This window comes from Paenibacillus sp. FSL K6-0108 (genome assembly GCF_045040695.1).
Taxonomy (GTDB): domain Bacteria; phylum Bacillota; class Bacilli; order Paenibacillales; family Paenibacillaceae; genus Paenibacillus; species Paenibacillus pabuli_B.
This window is the reverse complement of record NZ_CP150288.1, coordinates 1,694,094-1,711,925: the sequence shown is the minus strand read 5'-3', so window position 1 is coordinate 1,711,925 and position 17,832 is coordinate 1,694,094. Positions and strand designations below refer to the sequence as shown.

General features: G+C 46.2%; 9 protein-coding genes. 2 read left to right on the top strand and 7 right to left on the bottom strand.

Annotation, left to right across the window (positions count from 1 at the left end):
- The first annotated feature begins 385 nt into the window (after nucleotides 1-385).
- Nucleotides 386-1,615, top strand: a complete 1,230-nt coding sequence (locus MHB49_RS07710) for a glycine betaine/L-proline ABC transporter ATP-binding protein (protein ID WP_247901291.1) — start codon at nucleotides 386-388, stop codon at nucleotides 1,613-1,615.
- Nucleotides 1,581-4,169, top strand: coding sequence for a glycine betaine ABC transporter substrate-binding protein (locus MHB49_RS07705; protein WP_405155679.1), 2,589 nt, complete (start codon nucleotides 1,581-1,583; stop codon nucleotides 4,167-4,169). Before MHB49_RS07710 ends, MHB49_RS07705 begins: the two co-directional genes overlap by 35 nt.
- Nucleotides 4,170-4,406: 237 nt before the next feature.
- Here the strand turns inward: MHB49_RS07705 and MHB49_RS07700 are convergent, their stop codons facing one another.
- The 7 genes from MHB49_RS07700 to rhaD form a co-directional block, all read right to left on the bottom strand.
- The gene (locus MHB49_RS07700; RefSeq protein WP_405155678.1) at nucleotides 4,407-4,625 is read right to left on the bottom strand and encodes an immunity 17 family protein; all 219 of its coding nucleotides are present in this window, start codon (nucleotides 4,623-4,625) and stop codon (nucleotides 4,407-4,409) included.
- Between the two features lie 211 nt (nucleotides 4,626-4,836).
- Nucleotides 4,837-10,425, bottom strand: a complete 5,589-nt coding sequence (locus MHB49_RS07695) for an S-layer homology domain-containing protein (protein WP_405155677.1) — start codon at nucleotides 10,423-10,425, stop codon at nucleotides 4,837-4,839.
- Nucleotides 10,426-10,914: 489 nt separating this feature from the next.
- Complete coding sequence (locus tag MHB49_RS07690; RefSeq protein WP_405155676.1) at nucleotides 10,915-12,288, bottom strand: ABC transporter substrate-binding protein; 1,374 nt, start codon at nucleotides 12,286-12,288, stop codon at nucleotides 10,915-10,917.
- Nucleotides 12,289-12,581: 293 nt separating this feature from the next.
- Nucleotides 12,582-13,403 (bottom strand): carbohydrate ABC transporter permease, encoded by an 822-nt coding sequence (locus tag MHB49_RS07685; RefSeq protein WP_405155675.1) that lies wholly within the window; start codon nucleotides 13,401-13,403, stop codon nucleotides 12,582-12,584.
- Nucleotides 13,400-14,266, bottom strand: coding sequence for a carbohydrate ABC transporter permease (locus MHB49_RS07680; protein ID WP_371129256.1), 867 nt, complete (start codon nucleotides 14,264-14,266; stop codon nucleotides 13,400-13,402). The genes MHB49_RS07685 and MHB49_RS07680 overlap by 4 nt, the downstream gene beginning before the upstream one ends.
- A gap of 542 nt (nucleotides 14,267-14,808) precedes the next feature.
- On the bottom strand, nucleotides 14,809-16,626 hold the full coding sequence (locus MHB49_RS07675; RefSeq protein ID WP_405155674.1) for an APC family permease: 1,818 nt from the start codon (nucleotides 16,624-16,626) through the stop codon (nucleotides 14,809-14,811).
- Nucleotides 16,627-16,911: 285 nt separating this feature from the next.
- Entirely contained in the window at nucleotides 16,912-17,763 is an 852-nt protein-coding gene (rhaD, locus tag MHB49_RS07670) for a rhamnulose-1-phosphate aldolase (RefSeq protein ID WP_405157075.1), read from the bottom strand.
- Nucleotides 17,764-17,832 lie beyond the last annotated feature (69 nt).

The window sequence follows — 17,832 nt, the reverse complement described above, 5'->3', positions numbered from 1 at the left end:
TTTAGGTTATCCAATGTATTTATGGGAGCTTTACCAAGTTGCAACCGCCTACGACTATCTTTTAACCAAAAAAAACGGCTTAGATTCAGCACATTTTCTATTGTAGGAAAAGCGATATCAAATGTAAAGGTGTCATATTAGCCAGAATAAGGAGAATGACGGAGCATATGGACGAAAAACTTTGTACAGTTTTTACTGTACAAACATTATGTACTGTTTATTCGGTTGCTATACAGGTTAAGTATTGTTAGAATACAAAACGTTACCCAGAAAGACGGGAAGCGAAGCAACAATTACCGGATTTCGTGGCTGGGCGCACAAGTGTATGGGCTTGTGGATGCTGAAAGCCGTTCGAAGTGCACAACACATCAGAAGGGGTGAAAACATGACCATACTTGAAGTAAAGAATGTAAGTAAACTGTTTGGCCCCCAAACCGAGCAAGGTCTGCAATTACTGGAGCAAGGTTGGGGCAAAGAAAAGTTGGCCAAAGAAAAACAGATAACGGTTGGTGTCAACCGGGTCAACATGGAGATTCAGGAAGGTGAAATTTTCGTCATCATGGGACTGTCCGGAAGTGGGAAGTCGACACTTGTTCGAATGTTCAATCGTCTGATTGAACCTACATCGGGAGAGATTCTCGTCCATGGTAAAGATCTGCGTAAGATGAACAAGGAACAATTGCGCGAAGTGCGTCGGAAAACGATCAGCATGGTATTCCAGAAATTTGCGTTATTCCCGCACCGTACCGTTCTCGATAATGTGGAGTATGGACTCGAAGTTCAAAAGGTAGATAAAGATAAGCGTCGGGAAAAGGCAAAAACGTCGCTTGAACTGGTTGGCCTCAAAGGCTGGGAAGATAAAATGCCGGATGAGCTGAGTGGCGGGATGCAGCAGCGTGTAGGTTTGGCCCGTGCGCTGGCGAATGATCCGGAAGTACTGCTAATGGATGAAGCATTCAGTGCACTTGATCCACTGATTCGTCGTGATATGCAGGATGAGCTGATTGAGCTTCAGGATAAAATGAAAAAGACCATTATTTTCATTACCCATGACTTGGACGAAGCGCTGCGCATCGGCGATCGTATTGCCCTCATGAAAGACGGCGCAGTTGTGCAGATCGGTACTCCGGAAGAAATCATGATTCAACCGGCCAACTCATATGTGGCCCGCTTCGTCGAAGACGTGGACTTGTCCAAGGTCCTTACCGCATCTCATGTTATGCGACGTCCTGAAACGATTACGCTTGACCGCGGTCCTCGTGTTGCCCTCGAATTAATGCGCGAACGTGGTATTTCCAACCTGTTTGTCATTGACCGTTCGAAGAAGCTGCTTGGTGTTATTACAGCAGAAGATGCAACCCGCGCGATGCGCGAAAACAAAGTGTTGAACGACATTCTGATCACGGATGGGCCGACGGTATCACCTGAGACCCTGATTCATGAATTGTTCGAAATCGTAAGTTCCGCCCATGTGCCACTCGCTGTTGTTGGCGAAAATGGCCGTCTGCAAGGTGTTATCGTCCGCGGTGCCCTGCTTGGCGCACTAAGCGGTGAAGTTGCAGTAAAGGAGGAACTTGCGAATGATTCCCAAAATACCACTAGCATCGTGGATTGAAGCGATTGTTGACTGGATGAGCTCTTCGCTCTCTGGATTGTTTAAAGTCATTTCCGTTGTCATTCAAGAGGTTGTCGGATTTTTCTCCGGGTTGTTCATGCTCCCCCATCCGCTCCTGTTTATTGTAATCCTTGGAGTATTGGCATATCTTGTTGGCCGATTACCATTGACTCTGTTTACGGTTATCGGATTCTTACTTGTAGATAACCTCGGATACTGGTCCCAATCGATGGATACTTTGGGGCTCGTTATTACGTCAGGATTAATCTCCATTCTGCTAGGTGTTCCCATCGGAATCTGGCTCGCATACAGCAAAACTGCGGCTCGGATTATTACACCATTGCTAGACTTTATGCAGACCATGCCTGCATTTGTCTACTTGCTGCCAGCTGTAACTTTCTTCAGCCTCGGTGTGGTTCCCGGTGTTATTGCATCCGTTATCTTTGCGATTCCACCTACGATTCGCCTGACTCACCTCGGAATTAAGCAGGTATCCGGTGAACTGGTTGAAGCAGCAGACGCTTTTGGTTCTACTTCCATGCAAAAGTTGTTCAAAGTGCAGCTTCCACTGGCATTGCCTACCGTAATGTCAGGGATTAACCAAACCATCATGCTGTCACTGTCCATGGTTGTTATTGCTTCCATGATCGGTGCACAGGGTATTGGTGCGGAAGTCTATCGTGCGGTAACACAGCTGCAGATCGGTAAAGGTTTTGAAGCAGGTCTGGCTGTTGTGGTACTCGCAATTGTGCTTGACCGTTTCACGCAAAATCTGTTTATGCCAGGTCGTAAGAAGACCTCACGCATCTCGTCGAAACAAAAAGCCTGGATTACGGCTGCGGCAACGCTGATTGTACTTGTTGCTGGTTTCTCACAATACTTTACTGGTGGCAATACTTCTGCCGGTGGTAATAACACATCAGCTAATGCTGTAGGTGAAGAAGTCAATTATCAGATTATCGGCATTGACCCGGGTGCTGGCATTATGAAGTCTACAGCCAAAGCCATCAAAGATTATAACCTGACGGACTGGACCCTAATCGAAGGATCTGGTGCAGCGATGACTGCCACACTGGACAAAGCCATTAAAGCAGAACAACCAATCATAATTACAGGCTGGACTCCGCACTGGATGTTCAACAAGTATGATCTGAAATATCTGGACGATCCGGAGAAATCTTTCGGTGATGCAGAAGAAATTCACACCATTGCACGTAAAGGTCTGAAAGAGGATCACCCGGTTGCTTATGAATTTCTGTCCCGCTTCCAATGGACATCCGATGAAATGGGCGAAATGATGAGTGCCATCCAGAATGGTACATCTCCGGAAGAAGCCGCCAAAGACTACGCTGAGAAACATGCAGACCAGATTGACGAATGGACCAAAGGTCTGACGCCAGTTAACGGTGATGCATTTAAACTTAGCTATGTAGCCTGGGATTCCGAGATCGCGAGTACCAACCTGTTGAAATATGTTATGGAAACCAAACTTGGCTATAAAGTTAACGCCCTGCAAGTTGAAGCTGGACCGATGTGGACGGGTGTCGCCTCAGGCGACGTAGATGCCTCTCCTGCAGCCTGGCTGCCATTGACTCACGCTGACTACTGGGAACGTTACAAAGACCAGGTGGATGATCTGGGTGCCAACATGACCGGTGTACGTACAGGGCTCGTTGTTCCTGCGTACATGACAGACGTTAATTCGATTGCAGACCTGGAAACAGGTGCTTCTTCCTCGACTCCATCGGCGAATGCCAATGTGGGTAATGAAGTGAATCACCAAATTATCGGTATCGATCCTGGTGCCGGAATTATGAAATCCACAGCGAGTGCCATTGAGAAATACGGTTTGTCTGACTGGAAACTGGTTGAAGGTTCAGGAGCTGCAATGACAGCTACACTGGATAAAGCCGTTAAGAATAAAGAACCGATTATCGTTACCGGTTGGACACCGCATTGGATGTTCAACGCATATGACCTGAAATACCTGGACGATCCAGAAGGCGTCTACGGTGAAGCAGAACAAATTCATACCATTGCCCGCAAAGGGTTAAAGGAAGACAAACCTGTCGCTTATGAATTCCTGGATCGCTTCTCTTGGACACCTGAGGATATGGGTGAAATCATGGTCGCCATTCAAAACGGGGAAGATCCCCAAAAAGCCGCAGCAGCTTTTGCCGAGAAGCATAGTGACAAAGTGGCTGAATGGACCAAAGGTCTGACCCCAGTGAATGGAGATTCCATTAAACTGAGTTACGTAGCCTGGGACTCCGAGATTGCAAGTACCAACTTGCTGGAGTACATTCTGAAAGAAAAACTGGGTTACAAAGTAACCTCCCTTCAAGTGGAAATCGGTCCAATGTGGACCGGCATTGCCAATGGTGATGTAGATGCAACTCCTGCTGCATGGTTGCCTCTCACCTCTGCAGATTATTACAACAAATACAAGGATCAGATCGATGATCTCGGTCCAAATATGGACGGTGCCAAAACAGGCCTGGTTGTACCAACCTATATGGACATCAATTCCATTGAAGATTTAAAAGATAATTAAACCAGATTGAGATGGATAAACCTGAATTTGGCAAAAAGACCACCGAAATTTTTCGGTGGTCTTTTTTAGTGTAACTTTTACTAAGGTGTGTCTTCAAACCTACTCAACTAACTTTGTAAATCTCAAGGTTAAAGCTAAACATACTAATCGTTACCTTCTACAATAAAGCTCTGAAGCTGAATTATGTAATCAGGCTTTGCACATTATCTTTTCGTTTACTTTTCTTTTACTTTTTTTCTACGCTTGCCCAATCAGCAACAACAATACACCAATGGTAATCAGCACAATTCCAAAAATGCCATACACGACTCTTGCACCCTGGCGTCCAATCGTTTTCACAAAGAGACCTGCTCTAAAACTCTTCATAAACCAATCCCAATTGTTGATTCCACCCAACAGACTGAAAATCCCTGCGGCAATAGCCAATAGTGCGATTAAAACCGGTTGATCTTGCATGTCAACACTCCTTCCATATAATCCTGTCTACTATACCTTCCTCTGGTAAAAATGAACAGTCATTAAATAGTAAAAAAACAGCTGCAGATGGGAGTCTGCAAGCTGTTTTCGTTAAGAAAGAGTTTACGCATTATTCAGTCTAAGCGTTCCAACCTCTCAGGCTAAAACTGGTCATCGCTTCCTCTATATGAGCAGAGCAGCAAATCTTTAATTACTTCGCCTGAAACTCACTTGCTGAGATCAACAGGGTTACAACTTCAGCACGAGTTGCTTCAGCGAGCGGGTTAAACAGGTTCTTGCCTGTGCCTTTCACCAATCCTGCATCAGATGCAGCTGCGATATAAGGTACAGCCCATGCAGGTACTTTATTCGCATCTGCAAAGGTTAATGCGGCATTCGATTCAACTGGAAGTCCAAGTGCTCTTACAAGCATCACCGTCATCTCCATACGTGATACTTTGCCAGATGCACGGAATGTCTCATCCGTGTATCCACTGATGATTCCTTGCTCCACAGCCTGAGCAATAAAGGACTGTGCCCATGCCGGAATTTTGGAAGCATCCTTGAACGTCAACGCCTTACTGCTAGCTGGAAGTTCAAATGCTCTTGCCAGCATGACAATGAACTCGGCGCGTGTTGCCGGTGCATTTGGACGGAAATTACCGTCCTGATATCCGTTCACAATTCCCCGGGAAATGGCCTGCTCAATGGCAGCTGCTGCCCAGTGATTGCCGATATCTTTCAAAATCATACCCGGATTGGTTGGTGTAGTCCCTCCACCATTTCCATTACCCGGAACGGAAGGTGTTGTAGGCTTCGTCGGAGTGGTTGGATCCGTTGGTGTTACAGGTGTTGTTGGTGTCGTTGTACCCCCACCGCTATTGCCACTACCCGGATTACTTCCGTTGTCTCCACCACCATTACCAGGGTTGCTTCCATTCCCGTCACCTGGAAGTGGAGATCCCTTCAGATCCGTAATTCGTCCTTCCGTCATCTGATTGACTTCACCTACACGGTCCAGATGTTCATGGAAGATTTCATAATCCACCAGATTCAGTTCATAGTAGCGGTTATCATCTTTCGCTGCTCTCATGGCGCGGTAGAAGTCTCCTCCGTTAGCCATAAACGAGTTGGTGGCTACAATGTAGTATCCGTTTGGATCAATGTCCGTGTACGTGCCATTGGCATTTTTAATCTGTACTTTGAGCACGCGTTGACCAACTTGGGTCACCGTATTCGTTGTTGCATCAACTTTCTCGCCTTGCTTGGTGGAATCATAGTAGAAACGCATGCCTGAAACCTGCGGGAAGCGCCCTTCACCTGTTTCCACACCGCTCACGCCATTTTCCAGCGCTGCCGTAATTTCCTTACCTGTCATTTTAAGCGCAGACAGGTTATTTCCGAATGGCATTACGGTTAATAAATCACCCAACGTAATATCTCCTTTTTGGAATGACGCCCGAATGCCTCCGCCATTTTGGATGGCTACATATCCTTTAACGTCGTTTTCTTTCACAATGGATTTCACTTTCTCTAGCATGCCGTCTGTCATCAGGTCCCCAAGGTTGGTTTCCTGCTTGCGCACACTGCCGCGTTCTCCATCAAGGAATACGTTTGTTTTACCAATAACTTCTTTTTTGAACTCTTCTAGAGGTTTTGCATAGCTTTCCAGTTTCTTTGCTGCTTCCGGATCATTAGCGTATACATATTGACCGGTGGCATTCTTCGCATCCAGGTTCAGCAATTTGCCGTTCCATGTTTTCAATACGCCTTGTTCGTCAAACGTTACATCCAGTAGGCCAAGGGAAACGTCATATTCACCTGTCTGTACAACCAGCGTCGGATCAGTGTGTGTATCTACAACCACAGGTTTGTTCAGAATAGTGTGTGAATGACCACCAACTACGATGTCGATGCCTTGCACCGCTTCCGCCAGCTTCAAATCTTCCGAGTAACCCAGATGCGTCAGCGCAATGATTTTGTTGATGCCTTCATCTTGCAGCATGTTCACTGTTGCCTGAGCACTTGCTTTGTAATCCTTAAACTTCAGATCATCTCCCGGTGATGACAGGGATACAGTATCCGGTGTCGTCAAGCCAAAGATTCCGACCTTCTCGCCGTTTACTTCAGTAATAATGGCCGGATAGATTTGCGAATTCTCGCCTGGATTTCCGATGTTACTGTTGTACAGGCCACCCAAATTCGCATCCTTCGTATAGTCAATATTCGCACTCACGAATGGGAAGTTCGCTTGTTCAATAAACGCTTTGAGTACGCTAGGCCCCTTATCAAACTCATGGTTCCCGAAGGTCATGGCATCGTATCCGATCATGTTCATGAACTCCAGATCGGCCAGACCGTTAAAGAGATTGAAATACAATGTTCCAGAAAATACGTCCCCTGCATCCAGCACCAGGGTGTTATCATTACGTGTTTCCTTAATGGCTGTTACGCGGCGCGGGATGTTATCCAGATGCGCGTGCGTATCATTCGTGTGCAATACACGCAGGTTGAAGTCGCCTTCTTCTACCGCGTTTCCAATGCTTAGCTGCGCAAGCAGCGGATCATGGTCACTGACACGCCCATGTGAATCTTCGAAGTCAGCATTCACATGAACCGCTTCGATCGCAGCTGTTTCGGACAGATTTTTGCTCACCAGAATGTGATCCAGTGTCTGAGAGTTTCCGTCATAGATGTAGGAATAACGCTTGTTCTCTGGCAGTTTGTTTACCAGATTGTCCAGTTCATTCCCTTCAACAATACTCAGTGTTTTGGAGAACTGGAAGTCATTGAAGTCTCCGAGAACTGCGACATTTACCTCAGGATCCTTGTCGATTAATTCCGATACAAATTCATTGACAATCGCGGCTTGCTGCGCACGTTGTACTTCACTGCTGCGGGTTGCAGGCTGGACATTACCAAATGGGGCTAAATCCCCACCCTTGGAATTGAAATGGTTAGCGATAACCACCACACGTTCACCATTAAATTCAAACTCTGCCGCGAGCGGTTTTCTTGAAGTTTTGAAAGCGACATTATCCGGTTGAACGCGCCCTGGATTTAGCGACAGGTTTCCACTTGCATCAAGGGACAGTGCTGTGTTTGCATCACCCTTGGTACCCGCTTTCAAGGATACCCGATCCGGATTGTACAGGAACCCTACACGAATGTTGCCTCCGGTTGCTCCACCATCCATATTATTTAGCGGTGCAATATCGGTATACTGATAGCTTGGCCCATTATTACTTTTAATTGCATCCAGAAGCGTTTTAAAGCTTTCACTCGCATCTGTGTTTCCACTATCTGTTGCGCCATCGTTATCCTGAACTTCCATGATCCCTATGATGTCAGGACTTTTTAGATTGTTAACGATAATCTTTCCGATTTTATTTCCACGGGTTGCATCCTTTTTACTGAAATTCTCCACGTTAAACGTTGCTATGGTCAGCTTGTCTTGTTGCGGCTCAATGGAGGTTGTTGCCTGTTTTAAACCACTGGATGTAATCGGAGGTAAATCGCCTTCCAAGTTGACCTTATAATTACCACTCGAATAAGAAATCACACCAGTGATCGGGCCTGTAAATTTATCACCCGTAGTTACAGCTTGAGAAGGTTTTTTATTAATGAACAAGCGTTGAGGATTTAGAGAACTTTCAAAATCTCCTGTTCCGTCTCCACGTAAAATCACGCCTCCTACCGGAGTCCGCAATGGATTGTTAGGTCCGTTGTCTACGGTCACTGCTAATCCAGGATTGTAGGAATAAGGTCCAAGAATAGTAGCATTATCTAACTGAATGCACATGCCTTCTATACTTTCATAAAAGTCTATAGCATCCATGTCCGGGTTGAATTCGCTCAATCCATCTGAATCAATGACATTCGGTATTACGCGACCACCTTTCCCAATAATTACGGGTTGTGGCAATTCAACATTGGGTTGTTCCAACGTAATCTCGGAAGCTACAATTTCTGTGGTTGGCAGATCTGTTGCACTCGCTGCATACTCTTTGACTTGACCTGAAACCTTAACCTGATGCTGGACTTTCATTCCATGACCTTTTTTATAGATTAAAATCCCCTCAGAAGTTGCCGGATTTCCATCTTCCTGATCAGGAATGGATTGCATATAGAACGAATCTGCATTAACTACAGATGTAACAATCCCTTCTACATTTTGTACTTTCATTCCATCATAAATGGAGTAATGGCCTGCCCCCTGAATTTCGTGAATACGCACACCATCAATTCGATCCACCGCAGTATACTCAAAAGAAAAAATGGCGCTTACTCTGCTATCCGCAGTGGCAACAGCTTTAATGATTTGATCTTGATTGATTGTAATAGGCTGTGTGTATTCCGTCGAATTCACAGTTGGTTCAGAACCGTCCAGTGTATAGAAAATTTGGGAACCTACATAAGGAGAAGACAACCTAACTTCCGTTCCTTTTACAATGCCACCGGAAGGTGTGCTCGCTGTTACGGAGAGCAAATCCTCCAGAATATCCGACGCCGTTCGAGGAATCAGCTCCAGACCGTAAGTGGAATGGTAAGTCAAGACCCCTGTCACTTTATGATACGATTTGCCAACGGAGAGAGCAGACGGGCTGTTTTTGGCATAAATCAGCATTTCCCCGCCATGTTCATCTGTCGCCGTGTAAGTGGGCGTGTTGCTTTTTGTCACTTGAATATTGTTTACTTCGACAAGCATCCCTTCATACTGCCCTCCAGAACCCTTACTTCCCCCCGCACCGGGAGCAAAATGGGAAGAATTGAGCGATACAGGTGAAGGTAGATCCTGTGACTTTTCGACAGTCCGGATATATCCCCCCTGAAATCCCGATTTGCTTGCTTCAACCTGGACAAGGCCGTTGTAGATCGTAATTGGGCCGTAGGCTTCAATTCGGTCTCCCACTTCCACACCAGAAGCATTACCGCGCACAACGATCCCGGCATCGTTATCCTGAATATACAGATTGGATACACTGCCGGATAATTCGCTGTAGGTTACAATGCCTTGAACGGTAACGGTCGTATTTTCAGTTGCATTTCTTGCTTCAGAGATGGAAATAGGGCTGTTATCAACGATGGTGTAGTCAAAATTGGTAACATCGCTATTGTCGATCCCTTCTTTGGCTGCGTAGGTTTCAATGTGAGTTGCATCATTTACCGTGATGGGCACGGTATAGGGAAGATAATCAACATCCGTATTCTGTTTGTAGTATACAGTTGCACCGACAGTAGCTGTTTCCAATGTAACCTGCGTTCCTGTTGGAACAGCACCGGAAGTAGGATTAGCTGTGACGTTTGCCACTTTAGTTACAGGAGTCTCATCGATCAGTTGGAAGGTTGTTGATGTGGAGTCAATGTATTTGAGGCCAGGAAGAGCAAGATAGGAAGCTAGCGTTGCATTGGTTATCCTTACTTTTTTTCCAAAAAGCTCGGGATTTTTATTTAATCCAAATATGTCACGCACTGAGGTCTCATTAGGAATTTGAACAGACATAATCTTGCTTAGATCCGTTTCCCCTGGCGTATCAGCAATTCCGAAATTGCTTCCTCCGCTAAACGGGGCTTCCGTTTGAAGTTGGTTTTTTGAATTATTGTTAAAATACCCGATAACGTATCCTTCTACTGTCCCCGGTAATCCATCATTGTTGCGAGCTATTGCCTGAGCAACCGTTAACGGCTCATCTGCCGCGTCTGCCTTACTGCTGAACATTCCAGCCGGAATGGCACCCGTGATGAGCAGGACCATGGCCAGGAACAACCTGAGCCACCTCTTCATTTGCAGAACATGCATCTTTTACCTACCCCCATGTTTTTGGATTTACAATCATTTGTTCAAAGAGCTTGTACATTAGTTCAAATATAAGATAACTGAACTTCTATTACGTGTAAACAATATTCTTTTATAATGACACAAATTAGAACATACACATTACAAAATGGACGAATAAAAATAAAAACAAGTAAAAAAGTACTACTTTACAGCTTTTATATGTCATATTCAATGCTTCAATAGTGATTTTTTGTGTATAACAGCCTACATTGGGTGACCTAAACTAACATAAGAGAGATGAAAATCTCTGTATTCGACATATATTGATAGATATCCCTATAGCCAATTCGCCTTAAAACGATTTGGCCCTAGATCTTTTCACAGAAAAACGATGCGACAGTCAGTGTTGACCATCGCATACGCCTCACTCGTTATGACATCATAAGTTAAGCCATACATTTCAATTTTGCTATATCCAGCGTAGAGTTCTTCCTGCTGCAAACCAATATGTTACTTCTTCACCGTGCTGTTATACTGCGCAATCTTGTCTGTAATTTGCTTCGCTGCTGCATCCAATGCGTCTTGCGGAGTACCTTGTCCATTCAGAACGGTCTCAATCGCTCCTTCGACAATTTGACGGGCTTCGGGAAATACACCCATTACGGCCCCGGATGTTGCTGTCGAATCAGCGGAAGCGTGCAATTGGTCGACTGCTGTCTGGAACTGCGGGTACTTCGCCATATTATCCTTTAATACTTGCTCATCGTAGGCTGCTGTCGTAATAGGGAAGTATCCTGTCGCAACGCTCCAATTGGCTTGTACCTCAGGTGTAGCCAGGTACTTGATAAATTCCCAAGCGGCTTGCTGTTGAGCCTCGGATTTGTTGTTCATGATGTACAAGCTTGCGCCACCAACAACGACGCCGCCTTCTTTGGCATCTGCCGGACGCGGCAGGAAGCCTGTTCCCAGCTCAAACTTGCCACCAGCGCCCTCTACAATTTTGCGCAATCCAGCGGTGGAATCCAGGGTCATGCCGATTTGCTGTGCGGTAAATGCAGCGGTTGTATCGTCTGTGCTACGTCCCAGATTGGAGACAGTTTTCTCGTCCATCATCTTTTTCCACCATGTCAACGTCTTCACACCAGCTTCGGAGTTCAGCATGGATTCCGTTGCTGCATCGGTTCTTCCGTTACCATTGTTTACATAATCTGCATTCTGGTTCGCGAAGAACTGTTCCATAAACCAGCCATAGATAGCCATCGATGCGCCTGGTTTACCGTCTTTCGCCAACGCTTTGGCGGCTTGCTCAAACTCCTCGTATGTCTTAGGCGGGTTCTCCGGGTCCAAACCAGCTGCTTTGAACATGTCCTTGTTGTAATACAGAATCGGGTTCGATGTGTTGAACGGCATCGCGTTTAATTTGCCATCAATGGTGTAATAACGGATGATATTCGGCTCCAGTTGAGACAAGTCGAACTTGTCTTTATCGATGAATTGCTGTACCGGCGTAATCATTCCCGAATCGATCATGAATTTGCTGCCGATCTCGTACACCTGGATAATATCCGGACCACTGTCCGAGCCCATGGAAGCTTTGAGTTTGTTCAGGCTCTCATCATATTTCCCCTGATAGATTGCCTTCACCTGAATGTCCGGGTGACTTGTGTTAAAATCGGAAGCGAGTTGATTAATGGCTTTCTCTCCTGCACCCGACATCGAATGCCACCATGTCAGTTGTACCGGTTCAGCAGCTGCGGCATCCGCCTGCGCTCCGCCTGTTGTGCTTGTCGTTTCGGTTTTTCCGCCGCAAGCGGACAATACCAGCATAAGTGCAGCCAACATCAATGCAAATGTTCCTCTTTTTTTCAAACAAAACCCGATCATAATCGCTCTCCTTTTTTTGAGGCTCACGTCACAATAAGTGCTTTAACTTCTGCAAGGTGGCCGTTACGGTTACGAATCGTTCTTTTGATCGCTGTTATCACCGGATTTTTTTCATCTCCCTCAAAGGGGAAAATCCGGTGATAAAGGCGAACGCTTCGCTTCTACAGAATCGATTTCGTCCCCTCCACTACTTTTGCAGGCTTCAAAGAACATATTTCAAGAGTGAGGCCTTGTTTATTCGCTCCTGGGTATCCAAACCACAAACCCGTAAATCCATAAAACTTTTAACTGAATCAACCCTTCAGGGCGCCTGCGGCCATACCCCGGACAAGCTGTTTCAAACCGAAAACCAGAAGCAGCAGCGACGGTAAAATCACAAGCGCTGTGCCGGCAAACACCAGATTCCATGCTGTGGATTCCTGGAACTCCAGCATGGAGATCCCGATTTGTACTGTTCTCATCTCCGGCGTATTTGTGACGAGCAGCGGCCATAGATAGGAGTTGTACATGCTCAGGAACGAGTAGATCGCCAATGTTCCAAGTGCCGGGCGGGACAATGGCAGGACATGGGATACAAAATACCGGATGTGCCCGCAGCCATCGATCTTCGCCGCTTCAAACAACTCTTTTGGAAGCTGCATGAAAAATTGTCTTAGCAGGAATGTACCAAATGCTGTTGCCAGAAACGGAATGGTCAGCCCCTGATACGTATCTAGCCATCCCCAACTGCGCACCGTCAGATAGTTTGGGATCATGGTGACTTCCCAAGGAATCATCATCGTCGCCACAAACATGCTAAAGATGACGTTCTTGCCCTTAAACTCCATTTTCGCGAAGGCATAGGCTGCCATGCTCGCTGTTACAAGCTGACCAAGCATCGTCAGTCCCGCGACCAGGAATGTATTGCCGATAAACGAACCAATCGGAACAATATCGAATACTTCCGTGAAATTGGACAGGTCGATGGATTGCGGGATGATATGAGGCGGATACGCACTGGCATCCTCCGGCGTCATGACCGCCATGAAAAAGGTGTACAGCACCGGATACAGCACAAGTGCCGCACAGATTGTAAGCAACACATACAGCAATGTTTTGGTCCATGATGTTCTCATTGGTAATGCACTTTCCTTTCCACCCATTTGAACTGAATCAGGGTCAGCAGCATAATGACCGCGAACAGAATAAGCGCCTGCGCACTGCCTGTTCCAAAGCGGAAATTAACGAAGGCTTCCTGATAGATGGAATAGACGAATACATTGGTACTGTCCATCGGGCCACCACGGGTTAGAATGTTGATCTGTCCAAATGATTGGAACGCACCAATGATCGATACCACAGTGACGAAAAACAGGGTTGGCGACAACAGCGGCATCGAAATTTTGCGAAAAGTAAGCAAAGGTCCTGCACCATCAATCTTTGCGCTCTCATAAATTTCATCCGGGATGCCCTGCAATCCGCTGGATAAAATGATGTAATTGAATCCGAGATTCATCCAAATCGTCATAATGGAGATCGATATCAAAGCCCAATCCGGGCTGGTCAGCCAGGGAATTGGATCGATTCCAACTTTTCCTAATAAATAATTCAGCATGCCCAAGGTCGGATGAAACAGAAACTTCCAGATGACCGCCGACGAACCGACAGACAATACCACGGGCAGAGAGAACACAAACTGGAATATGCGCATTCCTTTGAAACGGTTGTGTGTTAATGCCGCCAGAATCAGAGCTGCCAGCATGCCGGTTGGCACGGTAAACAGGACAAATAGCAGCGTCACTTTCATACCTTGCAGGAAAAGTCCGGACTGGAATACCGCCTTGAAATTGTCCAGTCCCACATAAGCTGCAATCTGTCCGGTAGGGTCAGTGGAATGCAGACTCAGGTACACCGACTTAAACATCGGATAAAACAGAAACACTGCAAATAAAAGCAGCGATGGTGCCAGGAAACCATAGGCCAGCATATTCTCCCGCATCCGCTGTACTCGCAGCGAAGCTGTCCGGCGTTGACTCGTACCCCTTACGCGCCGTCTGGCAGCAGGCAAGCCGATCCGGTTGTCAAGCTCACTCATCGGATTTTCTTCCCCCTTGATCTACGCATTCGGTGTGTGAACTTCATCACCCACATGATCTAGTGTAAAAGCCAACTGTCACAGCAGCATCCACTCTGAATCAACGCAGCGTTAATCGTAGACAAGCGTCTTTACCAAACTAGGGAGGTTCAAAAGGCACCATCCAGGATTAGTAAACAGTAAAAAAAACCGCAAGAACTCCCATCATTCAGGAATGTTCGTGCGGTTTGGTGTGTAAAGAGAAGTTAAACAAACGATGAATTATAAACAAAACATATTTAACAGAAAACTGGATATTTAGTATTAACGTAAATGGTGAATTACGGAACTTCTATAAATAACCGCTCCAATGAATTGCATGTAAACAAATGTAATACACGTTTTACACCGTGTCATCGCCTTCGCCATTACCATCGCATCGCCTGTGCCATTGTAGGCGATGCTTTCTAACGATTGAGATGGTACGGCACGGTCGTGACAATCACGTCTTTGTAATTAATCAGATAAGCGCGGATCATGAAGCTAGTCTGATTGTGCAGTACATTTTGCCACCAATGCTTGGTGATGAACTGCGGTATTAGAATCGTGATATGGTCCGTCTCGGCCGTCTTCCATTCCACGGTATCAATAAACTTTTTGAGCGGCCCCATAATGCTGCGGTATCTCGATTTAATGACAACCAGGCGAACGCCAGGGTTCCACTCTTCCCACTTCTGCTCCATCTTGCGGATAGCTTCATCGTCGAATCCAATATATAAGGCAACCACGTGATCTGACATTGTCTGGGCGTATGAAATGGTGTTCATCACCACCCTCGTAATGCCTGCCACCGGAATGACGATTGTATTTCCCTTTCTTACCGGTTTCTCCAGCTTGATATCAATCCGCAATTCATCCGCGATGTTGCAGTAATGACGGTGAATGCGCATGAACACATAGACAACAAGTGGCAGGAAAATAAAGATAACCCATGTTTGCGTGAACTTGGTGAATATAAAAATCAATGTAATCGACAGTGTGGTCAGCATCCCAATCGTATTAACGAGCAGTTTCACGCCCCAGCCGGTTGGTTTGACTTTGATCCAGCGAATCATCATGCCCAGCTGCGACAGAGTGAATGGAATGAACACGCCTACGGCGTAGAGCGGAATCAGGCTTTCCGTATTTCCTTTGAATCCGACAACCAGCACGGCAGACATCACACTGAGAAAAATAATCCCGTTCGAGAAGCCCAGGCGGTCTCCTCTGACCATAAACATATGCGGCATATATTTATCCTTTGCCATCATGAAGGACAACAGCGGGAAAGCTGAATACGCCGTATTCGCCGCTAGGAACAGGATCAATGCCGTTACACCCTGAATAATAAAATACATCGTGCCCCTGCCAAATGTGGCTTCAGCTATCTGGGAAATGACTGTCGCCTTCGGATCAGGCTTCACCCCGTAACCATAAGCAAGTAACGTAATCCCGATAAACATGGCGCCCAGAATACATCCCATAAGCATCAAGGTTCCCGCTGCATTTTTCTCGGCAGGCTGTTTGAAGTTCGGAATGGCGTTACTCACCGCCTCAACCCCTGTCAAGGCCGAACACCCCGAGCTGAATGCCTTCAGCAGCAGAAACAGGCTCACATGAGACATACTTGTTCCGAATTCAGGGGCTGCAGCTTCCATGCCACCCGCGAGAAATTTGATGCCTCCGGATATAATCAGAATCGCAATCGAAAAGATAAACAGATATATGGGGATCGCCAGTACGGAAGCAGATTCCGTCACTCCCCGCAAATTCATAATGGTCAGAAATACAATCATGATCAGTGCAATGACTACGCTGTAATCATGAAGCATCGGAAAAGCGGATGTAATCGCATCGGTCCCTGCAGACGAACTTACCGCAACAGTCAGAATATAATCGACCAGCAATGATCCTCCGGCAATCAGGCTCGGAGCCGTACCGAGGTTATCCTTGGCTACGATATACGCGCCGCCTCCTGTTGGATAAGCAAAAATCGTCTGGCGGTAGGAAAAAATTAAAATGACGAGTAATCCCAACACGGCGATGGAGATTGGAACAGAGTACCACAAGGCGGCAAATCCGGCCGCAACAAGCACCAATAAAATCTGTTCCGTACCGTAGGCAACGGACGATAGTGCATCGGAGGACAGAATGGCGAGCGCCTTCCATTTCCCCAATTTTTCTGCATCCAATTCAGCCGATTTCATAGGCTTGCCTATTAAGATTCTCTTCATTTTGCCAAGCATGATCATAACTTCCTTCCGTCTTTCATCTGTGAAGCATTGTTATTATGCAAAATCGCCGAGCCGTTGACAATACGTCATTTCACCCGAATTTCGCCAGCGTGTGATAATGCATCCTACGATTCAATAATGGATAACAAAGCCTCGCTTTATTAGCTTTTTGAACTTTTTTGAATCAAAACGGCGTTTGTTCGCCGAAAAAAAGGAAATGGCCTTCGGTTTTAATAAACCAAAGACCATTTATATTAGGCTGTGTTGAAGCTCTTTCTTTTATTCGATCTCGACCCGTCAAATCTCCATGCCCAAGATGCCGGGACGCGGAGTGACACCGAAAGCCTGAGCCAGTGTAGCTAACTGCTGATCCGTAATTCTCTGTTTGATCTCATGACCTGCAACCAACATATACACCTGTGCTGCCTTCTCAATAGTCTCGATAAGACCAAAGGCTTCATCAATCGTTGTACCCGTTCCAAAAATCCCATGCTGCGGCCAGATGACTGCGTGGTATTCCTTCATTTTCTCAGCCGTTTGCCGTCCAATTTCATTCGATCCAGGCACCATCCACGGAATAATACCCACACCGTCAGGGAATACGACAACACATTCGGTACACATCTGCCACAGCGTCTTTGTAAATTTCAGTTCATCCAATTCGTGGATAAAGGTCATTGCCAGCACATTGGTCGCATGGTTGTGCATCACAACCCGGTGTTTCGGGTCAACTTTCAGACGTTCGATATGACTCATAACATGCGTAGGCAATTCACTCGTTGGGTTCGCCCCCGACTTTAGCCCCCAAAGCACTTCCAGCTCCTGTCCATCCTTCGATACACGCAGCAACCCCAGATTGCTCTCTGGATCAGCCAGTACATTTTTGAAATATTTGCCCGAAGCTGTCACAATAACATACTTGCCTGCCAGCTCATGCATCGAAAAGGCAGGTTTGATTTTGCGGATCACATGATTGATATCGATATATTGAGCGACCTCCTCTTCCTCCAGCAAATAGCTGACATTTCCGCCATTGCGTTCATCCCACCCGTTTTTCCACATATGTTGAGTAATCTCCGCCATCTCACGGACAAATGGGATATGGAATCCAGCAGCCTGCGTTGTTTCAGTGGTAAGGGTCACGTTCATCATCCTTCTCTCCTTATGATCAAAATAGAATGGCTGTCACGTTCATAGTAAGTTCCTTTTTTCACATTC